Origin of the sequence: Paenibacillus ilasis (assembly GCF_043195395.1) — a bacterium.
GTDB classification, from domain to species: Bacteria; Bacillota; Bacilli; order Paenibacillales; family Paenibacillaceae; genus Paenibacillus_AQ; species Paenibacillus_AQ lautus.
On record NZ_JBHDJG010000004.1, the window covers coordinates 86,289 to 109,274 of the forward strand.

Here is a 22,986-nt window from a genome sequence, read left to right on the forward strand (position 1 = left end):
ATGATCTACAATCTCGATGAGCTAAGAAAAGCATATAAAGAAGGGAAAACGTTCAAGTTTGTATTCTTTTGGGGCCATACGCCGCCTAAGGACGGGAGCATCGACAAAAGCTGCTTCAGCCAGTGGTGGATGTGCCCGTTCACGGTAGAGGGGACGGAGTGTTCCTGTGCCGAGCAGTTTATGATGGCCGAGAAGGCAAGGCTGTTCGGCGACCACGAAATGCTGGAGTCGATCCTTACAGCTAAGCATCCCAAGGAGATGAAGGCTTATGGGCGTGCGGTCCGAAACTTTGACAAGGATACTTGGGACAAGGAATGCTACGGCATCGTCAAAAGAGCCAGCTTGGCCAAATTTTCGCAGAATGCGGAGCTTGGCGATTATCTCAAGTCGACGAAGAACCGTATCCTCGTCGAAGCCAGCCCGCAGGACCGCATATGGGGGATCGGCATGGGCCAGTCCAATCCGGATGCGGAGAATCCCGTGAAATGGCGGGGCCAGAATCTGCTGGGGTTCGCGCTGACTGAAGCGCGGGATGAGTTGCTGCAGAGATAGTTTTTGGCAGAATTGAGGGTGACTATTTGAAAGTCATTTTTGAGAGTGGGATTACCGTACTTTAATGACCTTATCATAAGTGACGGCAAGTTTTTCGATTGACAGCAACAAGTATACGTGATAATTTCACGGAAGGATAATAAAGGCAATGCAACCTTCGGGTTCAACCTCGCTGAGAAGTGGGTTGGACCCTTTTTGCATTCCAAAACAAGGGGAGGATTCGTAATGTTGAGAACAGAATTGCTGTTACAGCGGTTGGGCGAGATCGGCAAGTCGCTCGAACGCAAGGGGGGAGCTCTTTTATTATTAGGAGTTGGTTCCGTTGGGGTCGAGACAGAACGGTTGGATGAATATTCGGATTTAGATTTCTTTGTCATTGTAAAGCCCGGGGAGAAAAACAGATATATAGACCGGTTGGATTGGCTCGAGGACGTACGCCCTCTTGCCTATTCATTTAAGAATTCGGATGTTGGCTACAAAGTCCTGTTCGAGGACGGTATTTTCGGGGAATATGCTGTATTCGAGGAATGGGAGCTGGCGAACGCCACCTATACGGAAGGCCGGGTCATTTGGAAGGATCCCATGTATGCCAATACGGCAATCGCCAAACCTTCCAACCCGGTCCCCAGCCTAAAAGTGGATTCCTTGGACTTTCCTTTGAATGAAGCCTTAACCAATCTATACGTGGGGCTCGGTCGCTATGCTAGGGGAGAGCGTCTATCCGCGACGAGGTTTGTTCAAGGATACGCAGTGGACAGGATTCTATCCGTGCTCCATCTGCTGGAGCAAGAGGTGGACTACTATCCCGACCCATTCGGCAATGAGAGGCGGTTAGAGAGGAGATACCCCCGTTTTGCGGAAATCATAGGAGACATGATACAGGGTTACGATCATGTTCCCGAATCGGCACTTCGCATTTTAAATTTCATAGAAGAAGTGTATCCGGTCAATCGAAGGTTAAGTGATGAGATCCGACGATTGGCTAATCTAACTTGCCGAGTTGATACGCAAACGGAATCGACGCACTAGCGCACAATAGCGTCTACTAGGGGTAATAACAGCGTACTGTCGATATGGGCGAAGGATATGGATAACAAAGAAAGAACTCTCCGAGTCTGGAGAGTTCTGTTTATTGCGTACGATCGATTTATCCATTTTAGGAATGACATCAAAAAACGGGGTCAATTAAAGAGATAAAGTATCCAGCGGTATTTCAAATGCGCGTTTAATAACTAACCCAGCAGCAAGCTTGGTTTCATCCGGTTTGTTATAAAGGTAGATCAATTGTACGTTATTAACTGTCACAGGCAACTGGTGCATCACCCTGGCTCTAATCTCGTTGAACATTTCGGGACTGATGGTATGAATGACTCGGCCCGTTATAAGCAGACTGTCTGGATTTATAAATGTAATTATATTGGTAACGGCGATCGCGATGCCATCGACAATTTTTTCGTATAAGCTAAGGAACTTAGGATCTCCAGTTCTTATGCCTTCTGCGAACTCCTCTAGTGTGCATTTGATGGAAACACTAAGTCCGCTGCTGGAAGCCAATGTCGTTAAGCATCCGGATCTGCCGCAATGGCATGGATAGGCATCTTCTCCATAGAAGCCTTTATAATGCCCGAATTCACCTGCAACAAAGCTTGATCCTGCAATAATTTGTTTATCATGGACGATCGCGCCGCCTGTACCGTAATCAAACTTGATTGTGATATTGTTATGGGAATCCTTCAAGCAGCCGTTCATATTCTCGTTGACAGAGAGAAGATTGACATCGTTCTCGATATACACGGGGATGCTATATTGGTCTTCAAGCAGCTGCTTGAGCGGCAGGCGATGAACGCCTATGCCGGGTGTCCGTAGAACGATGCCATGCTGAGAATCTACCAGGCCCTGCATACTGATTCCGATCCCTTTTACTTTGGAGGTGTTGGGCACCTGGGTGAGCAGCTCATCGATAACTTCATGCAACAGCTGCATCAGCACATCGATAGAACCATATTTGTTGCTCGTGCGTTCTGCGGATGCGACAGCTTCTTGACGCAGGTTGAACACTTTTCCGCGAATGTATTTGCCGGCGAGCTCAAGCCCGATGGCATAAAAATGGCCGCTGTTGATATGAAGGCCGACTCTTTTCCTTCCGCTGCCTGCCTCCAAGTCAATAAGCTCCCCTGTCACGATTATTTTTTCCTTCAACAGGCGATTCACGATATTGGTTACCGTTTGTCTGCTTAGTCCAGTCTTTTCCGCAAGCTCTACGCGAGAGATCGGCCCCTCTGAATAAATGAGAAAAAGAACCTTCTGCTGATTAATTGATTTTAATAACATATGGCTAGTTTGTTTAACCGAATCACTCACAATATGCATCCTCTTTCCAACAACGTTTTATATAATATAGATTCAAAACATTTGACAAATTAGGAACATACTTTGCTTCAAGTGTAGCATTAATACGAGGCGAATAAAAGTTGCAAGTTCGTTTAATTCAACAAGCATATCATTTGAATTTTCATAAAAACGACGATAGATGGCGGTATTATGCAGCAGAATACAATCAATGCGGAAAGTTTTATTCCGAAAATACTTAAAAAATGAAACGGATTGTATTGACATTGTAATAAAAAAAGATATTATATTTGTAAACTGATTTGATTAAATGCAGAAAATGACGCCTAGAGGAGTAAGTAATGGTATGGATCGGATGGATAATTGCAATAGCAGCGATGACGGTGCTGGCTTACATATGCTGGCTGCATGCAGTTATATTACAACCTGGTAAAGCAGATGCGATTATTGTACTTGGCTATGTATCTAAAGACGGCCGAATACACCCTTTGCTTAAGGAAAGATTGGATGAGGCTTACAAACGATTTCAGCAGTATGGGCACAAATACATCATTGTATCGGGGGGAGCAGTTGGTTCACGTCGCTCGGAGGCAGAGCTGATGAAGAAGTATCTGGTTGAGAAGGGCGTTCCGGCGAAAAGAGTATTAAAAGAAGACAAGTCACACAACACCGTTCAGAATTTAATCTTTAGCAAGCAATTGATGGAGCAGTACCAGCTAAAATCTTTTATGATCATAACCAATTTATTTCATGTCCGCCGCACGAAGTATATTATGCATCGTCTTGGCATGAATGGCGGTTTCAGCGCTAATCGAAGCCTTAGAAGCATTGTGGGATTCCAGCTCAAATTAACATTTTTGGAAATTCGGGCGTTTCGATTAACGCTCCCCATTATCAGGCGAGAAATCAATGATCAAAACAATTGACAAAATGGTTGACAACTGGCCAATAAGTGATTAGAATGTAAGCGTTTACAGAATATATGGGAGGTGAGGCTTAAGTGGCTATAAGCCAAAAGTTATTTACAAATTATTTACCCGGATTTGATTGGTAATTAACAAATCATAGTTATGCTTAAATAGTTAATCCAATTTATTTATTAATTAACGGGGGCGAAATAATGTTTAATGGAAAAATGAAACGATTCATGAGCACGGGTGTTGCAGCGGCATTATCTTTAGCTATGCTGGCTGGTTGCGGTGGAAACAGCGGGAAAAACGAGGCTAGCCCAAGTACAACTCCTGCTGGGTCGGATCCAGGTGTATCTGCAGAGGTAGATGTTTATGAGAATGGATTGCCGAAGAATGAGGAAGTAACGCTAAAGGTAGGCTTCTTTGTAGGAGGATATGGCCGGGAGTGGTTCGATTATGCAGTTGAATCGTTCACAGCCAAGTATCCAAATGTCAAAATAGACATCACGGCTTCAGCCGATATGAAGACGATTCTTTCTACAAAAATCTCTGCAGGCAATGATAATGACATGTTTGATCTATTTAATACGGATCCAGCGGGAGGTATTGTGGGGCTCGCTGAAGCCGGCAAGCTTGAACCAATGGATGACATTTGGGAATACCCTCTTCCAGACGTGCCGGACAAAAAGGTCAAGGATCTTATGATGCCGGGCATGTACGAATCAACGCAGCTGATCAATGGGAAAAGGTATGAATTTACGACGGCGAGCAGCTTTGGCGGGTTGTTTTTTAACAAAAAGCTATTCGAAGAGCATGGCTGGAACCAAAACCCGAACACATGGGATGAATTTAAAGCACTTCTAGCAGACATTAAAGCGGACGGCATTGCTCCCATAACGTTCCCGGGTATTCATCCAAGCTACCATAACTGGGCTTTCGGAACAGCCAAAAATTTTGAGCTGGCTGATATCAATGGACATGTCGATGAATTTATCGAAAATTATAGAACCTATGGTCTGCCGCAATATACAAATCCGGAGACGGTTGAAACCTGGACGCGCATCTACGAGCTTGGCCAACAAGGATATTTTGCAGAAGGACTTCCGGCATTGAACCATACGCAATCGCAAATGCAGGTTATTCAGGGGCAAGCGGCGATGGTATCGACAGGGACTCATGTCGAGAATGAGATGAAGGAAGCAACACCCGAGGATTTCGATTGGGGTTTCATGGCTGTTCCTTTCAGAGATGACACAAATCAAACGCTTTGGATTCGAAGCGGAACTTCAAACTTCAACTATATCTGGGCAGCTAAGCCGGAGCTTAACAAAAAGTGGGCCAAAGAATTGATCACATGGATGGTTACGCTTGAAAATCAACAATTTGCTGCTGAAAAAGCAGGCGCTTTGCCAATGCGCAAGGATTTGACGGAAGACCCTGCCAGAACGGCTAACCTTTCCAGTTCCGCTCAATCTGTTCTGAAGTACATTGCGGATAATAATGCTCAAACTTATAAAGCAAGCCGGTCTATCAGCATTTCGGATCCGAATCTTGCTCAAGCGGAAAAATTATTGAATGAGAATATTGTTAAATTTGCTATGGGTATGCAGGATCCGAAACCGATTCTGGAGCAAGCTGAAGAACTGCTGAAGAAAGCTGTAGAGGCTGAAAAGAAAAAATAAGACGTGATGGAGCGGGGAGGATTCATCTCCGCTCTTCCATTTTAACTTTTGAGACCCTATAGGCTTCACACTGAAAATGACTAATAGTGCGTGTTCAAAAAGTCGGATTTTCAGCACCGAGAAGGTTGGATGAAGCTAGGGAGTGAGGAGCGTAGCGTACGTTCTGGGTACGTGAGCACCGGAAGGCTCGGCTGAATTCAAGATTCGATGCCGAGTTACTTCTTGACTCACTTCGTGATCAAAAGACGATTTTTTGAACAACCTCTTATAAACGTCTAGTAAGATAGGAGTTGACCTCTCGTGTCAGATTCAACCGTTGTGACGACACCAAAAGCCCCTATGCGCAAGCGTATGGGTCTAGATAAAGCGAATACGCAGAAGTGGATATTTCTGTTCATAGCCATTGTGCCTCCCTTTGGCGGATATTTGCTGTTTACGTTGTTTCCGAACATTTTATCCGTTTATTATGCGTTGCTCAATTGGGACGGGTTTACGGATGCAACGTTTGTGGGGCTGTCCAATTTCGTCACCGCATTTCAAGATAAATACGTGTGGCGCGCGCTTACCCACAACTTGATTTTAATGATAACGGTGCCCTTCTTTGTTATTATCATCTCTTTGATACTTGCCTATTTAATTACAAATAAATCGTATAAAGAAAATAAGTTTTTGAAGATATTGTTTTTCTTTCCGAATGTTTTATCTACGGTCGTAGTCGCGCTCCTCTGGGCTTTTATTTATGACGGATCGTACGGTTTGCTGAATGGGCTTCTAAAGTTCATTGGCATTGATACCGGTAATTTCTATTGGCTGGGCAATGAAAATACGGCGCTCGCGTCGATTATCCCGGCATGGGTATGGGGCGGCGTCGGCTTGTACGTCATTATCTTTGCCAATGCGATGCTGGCGATTCCAAAGTCATTGTACGAGGCGGCGATTCTTGAAGGGGCCGGACATATGTCGCGCTTGTTTAAAATTACAATGCCGCTTGTTACGCCAATTATTCGGGTCAGCGCTTTGTTCCTGATCGTTGGCACGATGAAGGGCTTTGAAATCATCCTTATTATGACAAATGGGGGCCCGTTCGGGTCGACGGATGTCATTGGCCTCTACATGTTTAACTTGGCTTTTGGCGTAGAGTATCGGAATTACGGCTACGCTTCCGCAGTCGGTATGATCCTGTTCGTCATATTAGTAACGGCAAAGCTGTTAATCGATAAATTTGTGCCGAACAAAGGCTACGAGTATTAGTTTCCATATGAAGTTCGGAGGGATAAAGTTTGAAGGAAAAACGAACGTTTATGGACGTTGTGTGGCGTGTGCTGCTTTATGCTTGGTCGCTGACCATATTATTTCCTTTAGTCTGGGTTATCTATGAATCGTTAAAAAGCAATCCTGAGTTTTTTAAAGATATATGGGCGCTGCCTTCGGAACCAAGATGGCAGAATTATTCGAAGGCTTGGAATCAATATGGCTTTGGACAATCACTCTTAAATACCCTTTATTATGTCGGCGGAAGTCTGGTGCTTGGACTTTTCTTTACGACAATTAACGCCTATGCGCTTACTCGAATGCAGTTCAAAGGTAGAAAATTGATTTGGGGCTTGATTATGTTGTCCCTGTTCCTGCCCGGCATCAATGCGCTTGTACCCCAGTATGTAGTTATGAGGGAACTGAATTTAACCAATAGCTTGACCGGATTAATTCTCCTGTCCAGTCTGGGGGAAAGCGTGTTCTACCTTATGCTGCTCGGAGGGTTTATGAGCTCTCTGCCGATGGAGCTTGAGGAGAGCGCAACGATGGATGGCGCTACATTATTCCAAAAGTTTTGGCGTGTTATTGTTCCTTTGTCTACACCGGGAATTGTAACCGTTGGCGTATTCAAGTTCCTAGGGTTCTATAACAATTTCTTAGCGCCGTTTATCTATTTGAGCGATCCCAAGAAATATCCCATTGCGGTGCAGATGTATTCTGCGAATAAGCAAATGGAGTTTACTGCGGATTGGGTAACTTTGTTTGCCGGTGTAACCATTGCGATGGTACCGTCCATTATTATTTATATCTTATTCCAAAAACTTCTGATGGAAGGCGCGACCATGGGAGCGGTGAAGGGATGAATACTGTGCAGCAAGTGAAGGCGAAATATAAGCTGATTGCCTTAGATCTGGATGGGACTCTTCTGACGGATGAAAAGCACATTACGGAAGAGACCAAAAAGTGGCTTCAATATGCCGTAGATCAGGGCGTTAAAGTGATGTTCTCCACCGGAAGAGGCTTGCAAACTGCACAGGGCTTCTGGGATGAGCTGGGGCTTGATTCCCCAATGGTGCTGCTCAATGGCGCGGAAATTTGGGAGAGGCCGGGCAGGCTTAAGAAGCGAGTCTTCCTCCCGCGGGATACGGTCCGCCATATGCACGCCATTGCTGCCCAACGGGCCGAGTGGTACTGGGGCTACAGCGTGGAGAGCTTGACGGGCGACAAGGATTGGACGCCTGAGATGTTTGAACGGGATTGGATGAAATTCGGCATCGGCAGCCATGATCAACAGAAGCTCGCGGAAATTAAGGAGGAGCTGCTCCGATGGGGGATGCTTGAAGTTACCCGTTCGGCCCCTACGAATATGGAGATATCAGTTAAAGGAACTACCAAGGAAAGTGGAGTGCGTGAGGTTTGCCAGATGCTGGGCTTCTCGATGTCCGATGTCATTGCGATGGGAGACAGTGATAATGACGCGAAGCTGCTGAAGGCGGCAGGTCTCGGTGTGGCGATGGCCAACGGTGAAGAGCATATCAAATCCATAGCCGACGTAATCACGGCTACCAACAACGAGGACGGCGTTGCTCAGGCGATTCGGAAATATGTATTCCAAATGGAGTAAACGCAGCAAACGTATTTTAGAGGTTGTTCAAAAAGTCGTCTTTTGATCACGAAGGGAGTCAAGAAGTAATTCGGCATCGAATCTTGAAAGTGAGGGAGTAGAAATAGATGACCGTTCAATCGAAAGAGATAAACTTAGATCAACTGGGCGGAACGATATACCCGAAGACAACCAATGGCGAACAGCTGAGATGGCATTCTCCGCTTGAAGCGCCCTTTCACATCGCGGGCTTTCCTTGGCTCGCGCAGGATGGGATATACAGACGCCTGCCCTTGGCTTCCGGGGCTGTCTTGCCGCCTGCGGTTGATACGCTTGCTTATTGTACGGCAGGTGGGCAAATTCGCTTTCGCACCAATTCTTCAAGGCTGGTCATAAGGGTGCGTCTTGCCGGACCGGCCAATATGTATCATATGCCGCCTACAGGGCAGTGCGGGGTTGACTGCTATCTTGGAGAGCCGGGAGAGCAGAGCTTTATCACCACGGCTAGATTCAAACCAACGGAAAGTGAATATGAATCCCAGCTTTATCAGTGGGATACAAAAAAAGATGTGGCTGTCACCTTAAACTTGCCGCTCTACCAAGGGGTAGAAGAGGTATGGATCGGTGTAGATAAGGATGCTGTCATAAGCGATGCACCTGCCTATGCAAGCAGTAAACCCGTCATTATATATGGAACTTCGATTACGCAAGGGGGATGCGCCTCCCGGCCGGGTATGGCTTATTCTAATATTCTCAGCCGTATGATTCCAGTGGAGTTCGTAAATCTAGGCTTCTCGGGGAATGGAAAGGGCGAGCCGGAGCTCGCGCAGATCATGTCGGAAATCGATGATCCGGCTCTATTCATTCTTGATTATGAAGGGAATACGGGCGCGGCCGGAAACATCGCACGAACGCTGCCTGCCTTCATCCAAATTTTAAGAGATCGGCATCCCGAAGTTCCTATAGTAGTAGTCTCAAGGATTAGCACTGCCGAAGACCAGTTCTATATGGAGAGGAGGGAGCTTAATGATCGCCGCAGGCTGATCCAAATTGAAAATGTGGAACAGAGAAGGACAGAAGGAGACCGTAATATTCATTTCGTTGACGGCTTGAAGCTGCTGGGCGATGATTTCGTCAATGATTGTACGGTAGATGGAACACATCCAACAGACCTCGGATTTTTGCGCATGGCACAGTCGCTTGCACCTATCATTAAGCCATTGTTGCGACTGTGATGAACAAGATAGATGTTATGAACAGCCTTCAGACTGCATTTTTTGGTTTAGGGGCTGTTTGTTTATCCAACATCTGTATTACCAATTTGAGCCGAAAAAGGAGAGGATTTTGATTGAAGTCCCAAAGAAGAAGTCTGCCTTTTATTGTGATGGCTTGTTTCATTGCGGGGGTTGTTAGTCTTTGTTACGGCATTAATGTATCCGCGTCTTCAGACAAAGAAGAGGGTGTTTCTCAAAAAGATAGAGCTAAGTACTCAGGAGCTTCACTCTTCAAAGGTCACATGCACAGCCATACATCTCTCAGTGATGGGATATTGTTGCCCAATGATGCTTACGATTTTGTGAAAGCTAATACAGACTTTGATTTTTTTGCAGTGACTGAACACGACGTGACTTATGACATCAGTACGGGCAGTGATTTTATTACGAATGTTCAAGACTCTTATTCAGAAGAATACAAGCTGCTGCATGAGCAATCCGATGCTCACAATCGTGATCACGAATTTATTACGCTGCCTGGTACGGAAGTGACCTGGTATGATGAATCGGGTCATATCAACCTATTTAATGCCCCATGGTTTGCAAGAACACATGGAGTAGGCGCGGATGGCACTTGGGGCTGGAGCGACATCAAATATGATTTGCCAACCTTTTACGCAAGACTTGCCCAAGATCCTCATGCGATTGCTCAGTTTAATCATCCACGCTTGTCAGGTAATTGGAGTTTCAATGAATTTAAACATTATAACCGAGACGTTGACAGTAACCTTAATATGATCGAATACAAATCCTCCAATGATTTTGCAATCTATACCAAGGCATTAGATCAAGGCTGGCATGTTTCTCCTGTGTTTGGCGGAGACGAGCACAAAGGAAATTGGGGAATGGTTCAGCCCCATGTGACCGGTATGTGGGGAGATAACCTTACTAGAGAAGGTCTTTACGAGGCGATGCGAAACCACCGCACCTATGTATCATTTGATCGGAACCTAGAAATGGCGGTTTCCGCAAAAGGTCAGATGATGGGGGCGATCCTTCCAGCCGATACAAAAGAAATTAATCTTTTCGTCCGCATGAATGATCCTGATGCTAACGATGTTTTGGATAAAGTCGTTATCTACAAAAACAGCGGTGAAATTCTCAAGGAGTACCGCAATATTGCCAGTAATAAATTTGAAAAGGAAGTAACCTTAGCAACTAAAGATGGGGATTATTTCATCGTTAGAGCTTTTCAGGCAGACGGTGAAGAAGCGATAAGTGCTCCAATTTGGATTGGTGATGAAACGAGGGGCACGGTGCACGCGCCTGAAATTACGGTCCATGGAAAATATCCGGACACCATTAAGCTTGGGGATCAAGTAGAAGTGCTCGGCGCCTCGGCGACGGATAACCGCGGTCAATCTTTATCAGTGGAAGCCATCGTTTTAAATGATAAGGGAGAAGTAGCCGCTCTAAATCAGCATTTCAAGGTCGATATGTATGGAGACTATTTCATTAAGTATGTAGCAACCGACGCTCAAGGAAATACGCGTGTTGAACTTATTCGATTGCTTGTTGATCAACAAAATCTGGACGCTGATAACATTTTAAATGAATTTCAACCCATTGTTAATGTAGGTGCAAGCGAACGTGAAGTAGGAATAAATGTAGTAACCGATAAGGCATTAGAAACAACGTATATTCAGTATAAACCTGAGTCAGCGGCGACGTGGGACAATGCTGAAGTGGTACAAGCGGAAGTATCTTATTTTCAAGTCGCCTATGGTGATACGTTTGCGAAGAGTAATTATCGCGTGCTTGCAGCTCATGAAGCGAATATAACTGATCTCGACTTAGGGACTACGTATGACTATCGGTATGGAATGTCACCGACTGGACCTTGGAGCGGCAGTTATAGCTTTAGGACCGCGCCAGCTTCAGAGGAAGCCGTTATGTATGTGATGGGGGATCTTGGAGTTCCAGATCGAAATCAGGAAAGCTTCCGGCTCTTTAAAAATATGCTGGACGTTTTGCGGGAGAAAAATCCAAACGGACAGACGGTGATTCAAGTCGGAGACTTGGTCGAGAACGGCGGCAATATGTATGCTTGGGATGATGTGTTTAACAACATTTACAACAACGATATGGGACTAGTTTCTGCTCACATTGTCGGGGACCGTGAACGTGCGACGGAGCGGAAGCTCGTGCCGTTCTCCGGGTTTTTCAACCTGCCGAAGAACGGTGAAGGCAGTTACCGGGAAACGAATTATTCGTTTGATTATGGCGATATGCACATTGCTGTTCTGAATTCTGTGCTGGATTTCGACAAGCAGCTGTCATGGCTGGAAAAAGATTTGCGGGCAACGGACAAGAAGTGGAAAATCGTTATGGGGCATTATCCTTATTATGGCGGTCAATCCGGGGATGAGACCGGTATGGACATGATGAGAGTGAAATTGTCTCAAGCATTTGAACGCCTTGGCGTTAGTTTGTATATTGGCGGTCATGATCATGTGTATAAACGGACAACCATACGAGACGGTGTAAAAGATATATCGGAAGAAGCGATGAATTTAGGAACAACTTTTGTGACAGTTGGTTCATCAGGTCCAACGTTCTATGATAACAAATCATTTGACTGGGATCATATCGTATATGATGAAAATAAGCAGACGGGTGTTATTTTAGAATCAAACGATCAATCGCTCACCTTGAAAGCTTACAACAGCGACGGTGTTGAGATTGATTCATTTACGATTAAACAACCGGCCAATTATTTGGAATTAACGAGCGCAATTGTGGAAAATAACATCTTGAAGGGCGTTGGGGTCTTGAATTACCCGAGCTCGCTTGAACGTGTCACCGTGATCGGGGAAAAGCGGGATCATACAGGTGAACAGCTGTTGGAAACGGTTATTCAAGAAGCAACGCTAGAACATCTCGGACGAGAACAAATCATCTTATTTGATAACCCTCTTGCATTTAGCGATGAACATACGATCGTCGTAAGATTGGTTAATAATCCAATCGATCAAGAGCCGTTAACGGACCCGTTAATAGCTAAAGAAGGAATGCTGGGCGATGGTTCGGAAGACAACCCATATCAAATCAAAAGTGCCAGCGGACTTTATAAAATGCATGAATTCCCGGACAAACATTTTATTTTAGATCGGGATATTGACGGTAATGGCATGTATTTTGAAGCCATTGGCGTGAATGGGGCTCCATTTACGGGTACGTTTGATGGGCAAGGGCATACGATTACAGACGTTATGATCTCTTCAGGCGGCGCAGGCCTCTTTGCCATTAATGAAGGGACGATTCGAAATGTAGGAATCATCCATGCAGACATTGATGTTCGCCGGAGCAATGTTGGAATCCTGGTGGATCAGAATGATGGGATCGTGGAATATGCCTACAGTACCGGAGCTATTAGAGGCAATTCTACAGTTGGCGGTCTTGTGGGCTACTCGAACGGTATCGTTAGAAACAGTTATTCAACAGCTCGAGTTAATGCACGGGGCAAGCAAGCCGGCGGCATGATCGGGATTACGAATCGGGGGAGTATAACCGAACAGGTCTATGCCATGGGAGCCGTAATAGCAGAAGAATCCAATGCTGGCGGCATCAGCGGATACGGTTATAACAATACGGTCATTCAAAATAGTATGGCATTAAATCCATCGATTGTTACAGGTACGGCATCGAATCGAATTGTTGGCAGAGTGTTAGCTGGGGAGAAGGCAACTCTAGTCAACAATTACGCCGATGAAAATATGTTTGTTAGCAGTGAGAACGTTACGGTTCCTGATCCAAACAATGAAAAAGGACAGGGGGTGGGTGCAGAAGCATTCACGAAGCCAGCTTTTTTCATGGAGACCCTCGGTTGGGACTTTGATTCGATCTGGATCTGGAATGAAGATGCCAAGCGTCCTTTACTGCAAAGTAATTTGGAGGTAATTAACGAAGACGATATTCCAAAGCCGAAGCTGGATCAAAACGAAGATGGGTACTACATCATTCGTTCGGTTAGCGAATTAAAGACCATTTCAGACTTTCCAAATGAAAATTATATATTGGAAAACGATCTTGATTTTGAAGGGCAGCTATTTGAACCCCTATTTAAGGGGACGCCTTTCCTCGGCACATTGGATGGAAATCATAAAACGTTAAAGCAATTTAAATCAGAAAATGGCGGCTTATTTCATCTCAATGGTGGAACCATTAAAAACATAGCTATGGTCGATGCAAGCGTCACTGGCGGGAGTAATATCGGTATACTCGTTAACACGAACAACGGAACGGTAGAGAATAGTTATGTAACGGGCTCAATCGAAGGCTCCAGCACAGTGGGCGGTCTAGCGGGCTATTCCAATGGCATCGTGCGAAACAGCTATTCTACTGCAGATGTAACGGCCCAGCTGAACCAGGCTGGCGGCTTGATCGGCATTACAAACTCAGGCAGTTTAACGGAAAACGTGTATGCATCTGGCGCCGTTCAGGCGCTTAGAAGTAACGCAGGCGGAGTGACTGGCTACGGCTATAATGATACGGTTGTTAAAAACGTTATTGCTCTCAATCCTTCAGTCGTAACACCGACGATGGCGAACCGTGTGGTGGGACGAGTTCTTGCCGGGCATACCGCAACGCTTGAGAATAATTATGCGTTTGATGGCATGATTGTGGATGTAGAAGGCGAAAGTATTGCCGCTGCTGACAACAGAAAAGGTTTAGGGCTATCCCAGCAACAGGTTGAAGATTCTAATACGTATATCCATATATTGAAATGGGATTTTGAGTCGGTTTGGACGTGGAATGATGCTTTAAAGCGTCCAGTATTGAACAGTAATCCCGAAGAGGCGAGCGAGTCTGTCGTGCCTTTGGAAAGAAATGAAGCAGGTTATTACAGAATCAAATCCATTGCCGATTTGAACGTTATGGAAAACTTCCCGGCGGAAAAGTATATTTTGGACCATGATTTGGATTACTCTGGACAACCGGCTGAGTCGCTTTTTAAAGTGGTTTCGTTCACCGGTGTTTTGGATGGCGACGGGAAGAAAATAGTTAACTTTCATTCTTCGAGCGGCGGCTTATTCCATCTCAATGGCGGAGTGATTAAAAATATAGCCATGATCGATGCCAGCGTCACTGGCGGGAGCAGAATAGGCATACTCGTCAATACGAACAATGGCGAGGTAGAGAATAGTCTCTCAACAGGCTCCATTAAAGGCTCCAGCACAGTGGGGGGTCTAGTAGGCTATTCCAATGGTATCGTAAGAAACAGCTATTCAACCGCGGATGTAACCGCTCAGGTAAGTCAGGCCGGCGGCCTAATCGGAATTACGAACTCGGGCAGCCTAACAGAAAACGTGTATGCATCTGGAACCGTTCGAGCGATCACGAGCAATGCGGGCGGAGTCACTGGCTACGGATACAATGATACAGTCGTCAGAAATGTCATTGCCCTGAGCCCTGCGGTTACGGCGCCAACGATGGCAAACCGGGTGATGGGACGAGTTCTTGCGGGGCACATCGCTACGCTCGAAAATAATTATGCATTTGACGGCATGATGGTGAATAAAGAAGGTGTCGCTGAAGGAGCATTAACAACCCTTAAAGGATTAGGCCTATCTGAAACTGAAATAAAGACTCCATCCACCTATACAGACAGGCTAGGGTGGGACTTTAACGCGATTTGGAGATGGGACGATATTGCTAAACGACCTGTTTTACAATCGGTATCAGAAGGTAATGAAGAAGAGCCGGTTAGCCTGATTGAGCTTGAGCTCGAAGGAATGTCTACACTGGTCGTTGGCGAGAGTGATCATACGGTGACTACCGCAGTATATAGCGATGGAAGCCGTGAAAAGGTAGAGACAAACGTCATCTATACAAGCAGTGATCCAACTATAGCGGAGATCAGCGCTAGCGGTATAGTAACAGCAAAGTCGGAAGGAGCCGTACTCATCACGGCAGAGTATGATGGCTTGATTTCATCCTATGAGCTGAAAATCTTGACTCCGAAGCAGATCGATATGGAGAGAGTCGACCCAGGCATGGATTCTGAAGTCAAGCTTACATTCACTTCTTCGGCCTTAATCGGAACGGGGGGTGGTGGATTGCGAACCAGCCGCACCCTCCTACCTTCATGGCGGAGCAACCATGAGATCGTTTGAATGGCACCATATGTATTAGGCAGTTTAATGAAAATGAGTCCGGTCATGATGCCGGGCTCATTTTCATTTATGTCCGCAAGTGAACTTATTACTGAACGTGTTACTTTTTGAACAAGCCCCCTTTCCGGTAACTGAGATCGCTTCAGGAATATCCTTTCTCATGCTCCCTCCCAATCTATTATTGTGCCAGGAGAAGGCAATTCTTCGCATTGTAGAGATTTTGTAGAGCTTAGGTTTTTAAACTATGAAAAAGAAAGTGTGGAAATTCGGACTACGGGAGGAGGTATAAAGGAGGGAACTCCGCAAGATTTTGATGATGCAAAGAGCTGCTGGGATCAAGCAAACAGAAGGTGTCTATTCGGTTGAGTGTAATCGGGTCGATGATCTTATTGTCGCTAAAAATTCCAGCAGTTTCGGGAATGGAGGAGAAATGTTTCTTGAAACGAAAACGCAGCATAGGTAAAGCAATACTCTCTTTATGCCTGGCAATTATGCTTGTCTTGCAGACGGTGGCGTTCTCTGTCACTGCATATGCGGATAGTTCGCCAAGCGATTCCGGGGCAGCGGCTGTTAGCGAAGCCGATTCGCCGAGCTCGGACGAACCGCCGTCAGTAACTAAGGCGGTATACGATGTACCGAACGATTCTATAGTGATGATTGCTGCACCGACGGACAAAACGTTGGTGTTCATGGATGCAAATTCAACCTTTCCGCTAAAGGTGACGCAGGGAACGGACATTGCTCCAGGCGGTACGATCCAGGGCCGACAGGCATTCACCCTTAAATCTGAGGGCCTCAAGGTGCCGGTGAATGGTGATGACGCTGATCCGACTAATGCAGATCCAGACCTATACATTCAGAAGGGTGACTGGATCGAACTAAAAAGGGATGACTACTTCGAGGAAGTGGTATTACCAACAGCTACCAAAACCTTGATGGCAACAACTGAAACGGGTCAGAAGCAGCTTGGCATCGCCTATTTCACTCCGGAAAGCATCAAGATTGTATTTAATGGCGACGATGGGTTTTTCAATGGTATTGGACGAGCGGTTACCTTCGGCTTTGAAACCACGGCCAATGCGGATGTAACGGGCATGAATTACGGCGATACAAAGCCTATCTCGATTTTCGGGGGAGCGTATGAGCTGAAGAACCCGGATGTTACGCCGGCGTACAGCATCAACTTGACAGGAAACAACTGGCCAAAGAATGGGAGCTGGACTTGGTGGTATGTGACCGTCCCAGCTTATCAAGATGGTTATTTGTCTATCCAGTCTACTCCATCCTCTTTTGATGTGCTTGATGAAGCAAGCAAGCTGCCGCTAGATGGAATGACGTTCTATACGAAGCCTTCCGATTACCGTATGGTCTATGTACCGGGATCCTTCAAGGTAAACGGCACTAAGGTAGACCCAACCATGGATGTAGATGGCAGTCTGAGCTACATCTTCCCGGCAGGAACGGGGGGGGATCCAAAGGTTGAGTATCAAGCATGGTTTCATAAGGATCTGTATTATAAAGAGTATCGGGGCGTAGCAATCGATCCCGGTCGAAGTGGCGGACAGCGTCTTGATCCAAAAGTTGAACTGAGGGATACGAGTGCTGATGTAAAAGCCAGTGCAACAAGGGAAACGTGGGTTGCACCCGACTGGATTCAAGCATCGGGCTCTTATGACCATCCGAATGAAACCATTACATGGAGGGTCACTGTTAACCAATATAACAAAAAAGGGTTAAAGGACTTTACAATCACAAATGTATTACCTGCTGGGCTGGACTTTTTATCAGCTGAATGGCAGACATGGGAGGATGGCGCTGCATCTGGAGAAACACAAATTACACCAGATTCGAACGGCGTTTATTCCTTTGGGGATATTAACGGTAAAGTAGAATTAGTGATTAAGAGCAAGGTAACAAGCGGTTCCAGCTTCAGAATTGATCCTCGTGCCAACTGGAATATGGATACACCAGATGGCATACAGAACAACGATGTCATGATCGGTACAAGACCTAATGCAGTGACTGATGAGGCCATTGTCAACATCGGCGCGCACTCGTTTACAAAAACAGGCTCTATTTCGATGGAGGATTATAACCTGGGCGGTATCACATGGACCGTTAATCTTACGCCACAGTATGACCTGCCAAATGCTGCCGTATACGATGTGTTGGTGCATGGCGGGGATTTGAACGTCTTGGATAACGCTGTGGATGGAACCGGCGAGGTGAGCGCGGAAACGATTGCGAAAATCAAGGCAAATGTTAATACTGCTCAGCTTTGGAAGCAATATCACGAAGGTACCCTCAAGAGCGCAAACGGCTTAACCTTGAAAGCTATTCCTTTAACCGTGAACGGTAAAGTGGTGGCGGATTTGATCAAGGTGACCGGATATACCGATAAAGCTGCATCTTTCAGCTTCCGTGCACTTGAGACCAACCCAGACATCCTCTTCAGGCAGGATATCAACGCAGGGAAAACAAGCTGGAATCGGGCTTTGCTCATTGACGGCGACACCGTAAAACAAGCACAAAACAGCACCAACCTGCATCTGCGTATGCTGAACAAGGATATGCTCTTTGCGTCAAAGCCATTGCAAGCAGATGGTACGCCTGAAAATGTTAGCCCGAATAACGTTAGCAGTTATATTAGAAACGATAACAATGAAGCATGGACGATTTCTGCCTATGACCGAACAACTAAGACTGTCACATTCCGTCTAAGTGTGAATATGCCAGGATACAACACAGAAGAAATGGCTAAGGACGGCGGTAATCGAGTCATTAGCAATATCAAGCTAGTGGACACACTGCCCGAAGGCTGGGAATTCGTGCCGTTTTCTGAAGGTAAGGATTTTGAGCTTTGGAAAGGATATTCGGACAATGGTTCGGGTACAGAATATGGTGTTAGAAACGATGCCAAAACACTTATTGAACCAGGTACTAGTGCACATGTGGTGAGTTTCTCCCATAGCGGCAACGTAGGCACCTTCACCTTCTCCGAGCTGGAGAGCCCTTATGTCATTTTAGTAAAGGCTAGACCTTCCAATGCGGCTCTGGAGAAATATTTGGAGGAATACACCACGAACGGCACAGACAAGCAGGTGCTGTATAACAAAGCCGACCTGCACATGACATGGGGCGGCGTGGAGAAGGTCGTCACCGAACAGCGCAAAGTTATTGTACCTATTCAGACCCTGGGCAAGTCGGTAACGAAGCCAGTTCCAGGCGTGCTGGAATGGACGGTGAACTATACTCCGCCATTCAACATGACGCAGGGCGTTTATTTGCAGGATACCCTAGGTGCAGGTATGAACTTGCGCTATGAAGAAAACGGAAAGCTTGTGCTGACAGCGCCTAGTATGGCAGTCTATCCTGCTAAACTGTCTGCCAGCGGTGCTCTGGAACGAGAGGGCGCAGCGCTGGACCTCACCGACCCGAATGGTGAAGTTCAAGTAGAAGCTGCACCAGGCGCGGGAGGCACCACCGTTCTCATATTCAAAATGAAAGACCCTAATAAGTTTTACCAGTTTGTGTACCAAACCGAGGTTGACCCTTCTAAAGCGAAAGCTGGCGATAAAATGGGCAACGAGGTAAAGCTGATGGGCGATGATAAGCTGAAAACGGTCAGTGCCAAAAGTGAAAGCACGCTGGACAGTTCAGACGTAGCCGGCAGTTCAAGCTCCAATGCCCTGCTGCCCCTGAAAAAGGTAGATCCCGATGGCAATCCGCTAAAAGGCGTAGAGTTTACGCTCTATAAGAAAGACGACGGAACTCAAATCGCCAAAGGAACAACCGATAGCGGAGGGAAACTGAATCTGCTGTTCCCGGATCCGGGGTATTATGAGTTGAAGGAAACCTATATTGACACAAATACCTGGCTGCCGATCACCCATGTGTATCAGGTGTATGTAGGAAATACGCCAGGCAAGCCTATCTGGGTAGATGGCGTAAAAGTAACCTCCGATAAACCGCTGGTCGTGCCTACGCCGGCGCAAGGAATGCTGACCATTAGCAATAAGGTGGAAGGAAACGGCAGCGATGCCTCCAAGGATTTTGAATATACCGTTACCTTCGCCGGCGAGGGCCAGAACGGAGAGTACACCTATAAGAAGCCGGATAATACGTTTGGTATAATCAAGAGCGGAGACAAGATTACCCTCAAGCACGGGGAAGCTGTGACGCTCCCAATATTGCCTGCGGGTCTGGTCTATACCGTAACCGAGGCCGATTATACGACGGTTGACGGTTATATCACCACGCCGGAGACAAGAGAGCTGTCCGGCACAATCGAGAATAAAGGCGACCATAAGGCGGACTTCATCAATGAACGGACCGTCAACAAGCTGACCGTCAGCAATACGGTCATGGGCAACGGCGGTGACAAGACGAAGGCGTTCGAGTACACCGTCATCTTTGAAAAAGCAGGCAAAGATGGAGACTACACGTATACGAAATCGGATGGCGCGACGAGTACACCGGGCACGATCAAGTCTGGTGAGTCCTTCACACTCAAGCATGGAGAGACGCTGGAAATTGTAGGACTGCCTAAGGATCTGAAATACACGGTGACGCAGAAGGACTACACAACTGACGAATACGTGACCACGCCTAAGGAACGGCAGTATACCGGGGTCATGGTGGGGAAAGATGAAGTTGCCCCGTTCACGAATGTGCGAGTTATCGAAGGCAGCCTGCTTATCGGCAACACGGTTAAAGGCAAAGACGACGACAAGTCGAAGCCGTTCCAGTACACGCTCACCTTCACAGGCGAGGGATCGGACAAATCCTTCGCCTATGAGAAATCGGACGGCAGCAAGGGAACAATCACGAGCGGAGACACCTTCGAGCTTACCGACGGCCAGACGCTTGTTATAGAAGGTCTTCCGACGTATCTCAAGTATACGGTGACCCAGGATGATTATTCGAAGAACGGCTATGTGACGGATCCTGAGAGTCTCGAACACACAGGCACCATTCCGGAGAAAACATTGGCAGAGGCACACTTTGAAAATACTCGCCCGTATCTGGAAGGCGTGCTGCGTGACAACAACACGGGAGAAGTCATTCCGAATGCATCCATCACGGTGACCAATCTGAAGACAGGTGAGAAGCAGACGATTCAGACGAGTGAGAAGGGTGAATATTTCGTCCCTGCCGAGGCGGACACCGACTATACGATCACGTATACGAAGGTGTATACGGTAGACGGAAAAGATGTGCCTATCGAGTTCACGCAAAAAGCAAATGTGGACGGCAACGTGAAAGACGAAACCGTTCCGGCGGTCATAACGGCGGTAGGGATCGTTCTGTTCAAGCAGTTGGATGGGACAACAGAGCTATTCAACGATTCGTTCACCAGCCAGATGCGTATCTATTTGAAGGACAAGGACGGCAATTATATTCAGGAGAACGGTCGTCCTAAGGCGTTCCCGCTGGCTTCGAACGGCACCTTCTCCATAGAAGACGAAGAGCTGAGCGCGCAGCAATACACCATGGAAGTTCGCTATCAAGCTGAAAACGGCGAGGAACTGCTCTTCAAAGTGACGCAGCTGGACGTGAAGGCTAACGGAGAGCTGAATATTTCCGAGGCATTGGTCGACCCTTACGGTACGGTTTATGATGAAACGACAGGAAATGCCACCACTGGCAAGAAAATTGCTGGAGCCAAAGTTACGCTGTATTATGCGGATACGCAGCGGAATAGAGATAACGGCCGCATTCCGGATACGAAAGTAACGCTCCCTACGGTTCCGAATTTTGCGCCGCATGACAACAAGAGCCCGGAGCAGGATAGCGATGCCAATGGCTTCTATGCATACATGGTGTTTCCTGAGGCGGATTACTATCTGATCGTAACGAAGGACGGATACGAGACGCACAGGAGTGATACGATTTCTGTCGATTTTGACATTGTAAGATACGACGTGCCAATGAAGCCGATCAACACTGGAGGCGGACCGGGCCCTGTTAACCCTACTCCAGAGCCGGAGAACCCAGGCCCTGTTAACCCAGCCCCAGAGCCGGAGAATCCAGGTCCTGTTAACCCAGCCCCAGAGCCGGAGAATCCGGGCCCTGTCAACCCAGCACCAGAGCCGGAGAATCCGAGCCCTGTCAACCCAGCACCAGAGCCGGAGAACCCAGGCCCTGTCAACCCAGCACCAGAGCCAGTGAATCCAGGTCCTGTCAATCCTGCACCAGAGCCAGTGAATCCAGGTCCTGTCAGCCCTGCTCCTGACCAACCTGGCAACATCGACAACGTGCCTGATGTCAGCGACTTAGCTGATGAGGGTGCAGGCAATGGAAATAACGAGCTGGACGATGCTCCGAAAACCGGAGACAACAGCGTATCGCCAATCTTCTATCTGGCTTTGGCGCTGATGTCCTTGATGACGATCGTGCTCTGTCTGCTCGGTAACAAGAAGAAAGCGCACATCCAGTAGACCGGAAAGGCGGTAAGAAAATGAGCAAAACCAAAAAAATTCTTATCGCCGTTTCTTTCCTTGTATTGGTATTTTCGCTCGTCAATTTTTCGCGAGCTCTCTTGCGGGATTATGTGGAGCAGCAGAAAATCGAAGAGCTGGCAACAGCTTGGGAGGAAGGGTCGGACAAAGGCGGAGGGGCTGCATCCCCCTCCGTTTTGTTCCATAAGGCGAATGTGCCGGTCATGCTTACCGAATTTCGAGAGCTTTACGAGAGGAACTCGGACATCGTCGGCTGGCTGAAGATGGACGGCACCCGAATTGAGTACCCGGTCATGCAGAATCCACAGGATGCGGATTACTATCTCAATCATGATTTCGATAAAAAGGAAAACAAAGGCGGCCTCCCCTTTTTGGACGCGCATAGCCGGACCAACGGTTCGGACATTTTGCTGATTCATGGCCATCACATGAAAAGCGGCTGGATGTTCAAAGATTTAATGAAGTACAAGAACGAAAGTTTTTACAAAGAGCATGCTGCGTTCCAGTTCAGCACGCTTTACGAAAAGGAAGAGTATGAGATTGTTGCCGTCATTCTGTCACAAGTTTATCGCAAATCGGAGGACGTTTTTAAATACTACCAGATTGAGAATGTAAGTACGCCCGCCGAGTTCGATTCGTATGTTCAGAACATCAAAAAACTCGCTCTTTATGACACGGGCGTATCAGCCCGGTATGGCGACCAGCTTATTGTACTGTCCACATGCGAGTACTCGACCGAAAACGGCCGGTTAGCGGTGGTTGCCCGAAAGCGTTAATGACGATG

Annotated in this window: 12 protein-coding genes; 11 read left to right on the top strand and 1 reads right to left on the bottom strand. The window is 46.8% G+C overall.

Features of this window, described 5'->3' with window-relative positions; genetic code table 11:
- Both ACETK5_RS27910 and ACETK5_RS27915 read left to right on the top strand, forming a co-directional pair.
- Nucleotides 1–552: an NADAR family protein gene (locus ACETK5_RS27910; protein ID WP_394059174.1), complete on the top strand. Its 552-nt coding sequence runs from the start codon at nt 1–3 to the stop codon at nt 550–552.
- Nucleotides 553–777: 225 nt separating this feature from the next.
- Nucleotides 778–1,581 carry a hypothetical protein gene (locus ACETK5_RS27915; protein WP_216534905.1) on the top strand — a complete coding sequence of 268 codons (804 nt, stop codon included), beginning with the start codon at nt 778–780 and terminating at the stop codon, nt 1,579–1,581.
- Nucleotides 1,582–1,737: 156 nt separating this feature from the next.
- Here ACETK5_RS27915 and ACETK5_RS27920 read toward each other — a convergent pair whose 3' ends face one another.
- Nucleotides 1,738–2,883 carry an ROK family transcriptional regulator gene (locus tag ACETK5_RS27920; protein WP_394059176.1) on the bottom strand — a complete coding sequence of 382 codons (1,146 nt, stop codon included), beginning with the start codon at nt 2,881–2,883 and terminating at the stop codon, nt 1,738–1,740.
- A 359-nt stretch (nt 2,884–3,242) separates the two neighbouring features.
- Between ACETK5_RS27920 and ACETK5_RS27925 the strand changes: the two genes are divergently transcribed.
- The 9 genes from ACETK5_RS27925 to ACETK5_RS27965 all read left to right on the top strand — a co-directional run bounded on the left by ACETK5_RS27925 (nt 3,243) and on the right by ACETK5_RS27965 (nt 22,978).
- Nucleotides 3,243–3,827, top strand: coding sequence for a YdcF family protein (locus ACETK5_RS27925; RefSeq protein WP_194540231.1), 585 nt, complete (start codon nt 3,243–3,245; stop codon nt 3,825–3,827).
- A 194-nt stretch (nt 3,828–4,021) separates the two neighbouring features.
- Complete coding sequence (locus ACETK5_RS27930) at nt 4,022–5,494, top strand: ABC transporter substrate-binding protein (protein ID WP_394059178.1); 1,473 nt, start codon at nt 4,022–4,024, stop codon at nt 5,492–5,494.
- Between the two features lie 300 nt (nt 5,495–5,794).
- The gene (locus ACETK5_RS27935; RefSeq protein WP_216534908.1) at nt 5,795–6,745 is read left to right on the top strand and encodes a carbohydrate ABC transporter permease; all 951 of its coding nucleotides are present in this window, start codon (nt 5,795–5,797) and stop codon (nt 6,743–6,745) included.
- 29 nt (nt 6,746–6,774) lie between these two features.
- Entirely contained in the window at nt 6,775–7,611 is an 837-nt protein-coding gene (locus tag ACETK5_RS27940) for a carbohydrate ABC transporter permease (RefSeq protein WP_071219381.1), read from the top strand.
- Nucleotides 7,608–8,372: a Cof-type HAD-IIB family hydrolase gene (locus ACETK5_RS27945; RefSeq protein WP_216534909.1), complete on the top strand. Its 765-nt coding sequence runs from the start codon at nt 7,608–7,610 to the stop codon at nt 8,370–8,372. Before ACETK5_RS27940 ends, ACETK5_RS27945 begins: the two co-directional genes overlap by 4 nt.
- A gap of 107 nt (nt 8,373–8,479) precedes the next feature.
- Nucleotides 8,480–9,586 (top strand): SGNH/GDSL hydrolase family protein, encoded by a 1,107-nt coding sequence (locus ACETK5_RS27950; protein ID WP_216534910.1) that lies wholly within the window; start codon nt 8,480–8,482, stop codon nt 9,584–9,586.
- A gap of 113 nt (nt 9,587–9,699) precedes the next feature.
- The gene (locus ACETK5_RS27955; RefSeq protein WP_394059179.1) at nt 9,700–15,741 is read left to right on the top strand and encodes a CehA/McbA family metallohydrolase; all 6,042 of its coding nucleotides are present in this window, start codon (nt 9,700–9,702) and stop codon (nt 15,739–15,741) included.
- Nucleotides 15,742–16,178: 437 nt separating this feature from the next.
- Entirely contained in the window at nt 16,179–22,181 is a 6,003-nt protein-coding gene (locus tag ACETK5_RS27960) for a DUF7601 domain-containing protein (RefSeq protein ID WP_394059181.1), read from the top strand.
- 20 nt (nt 22,182–22,201) lie between these two features.
- The gene (locus tag ACETK5_RS27965) at nt 22,202–22,978 is read left to right on the top strand and encodes a class B sortase (protein ID WP_394059183.1); all 777 of its coding nucleotides are present in this window, start codon (nt 22,202–22,204) and stop codon (nt 22,976–22,978) included.
- Nucleotides 22,979–22,986: the final 8 nt, after the last annotated feature.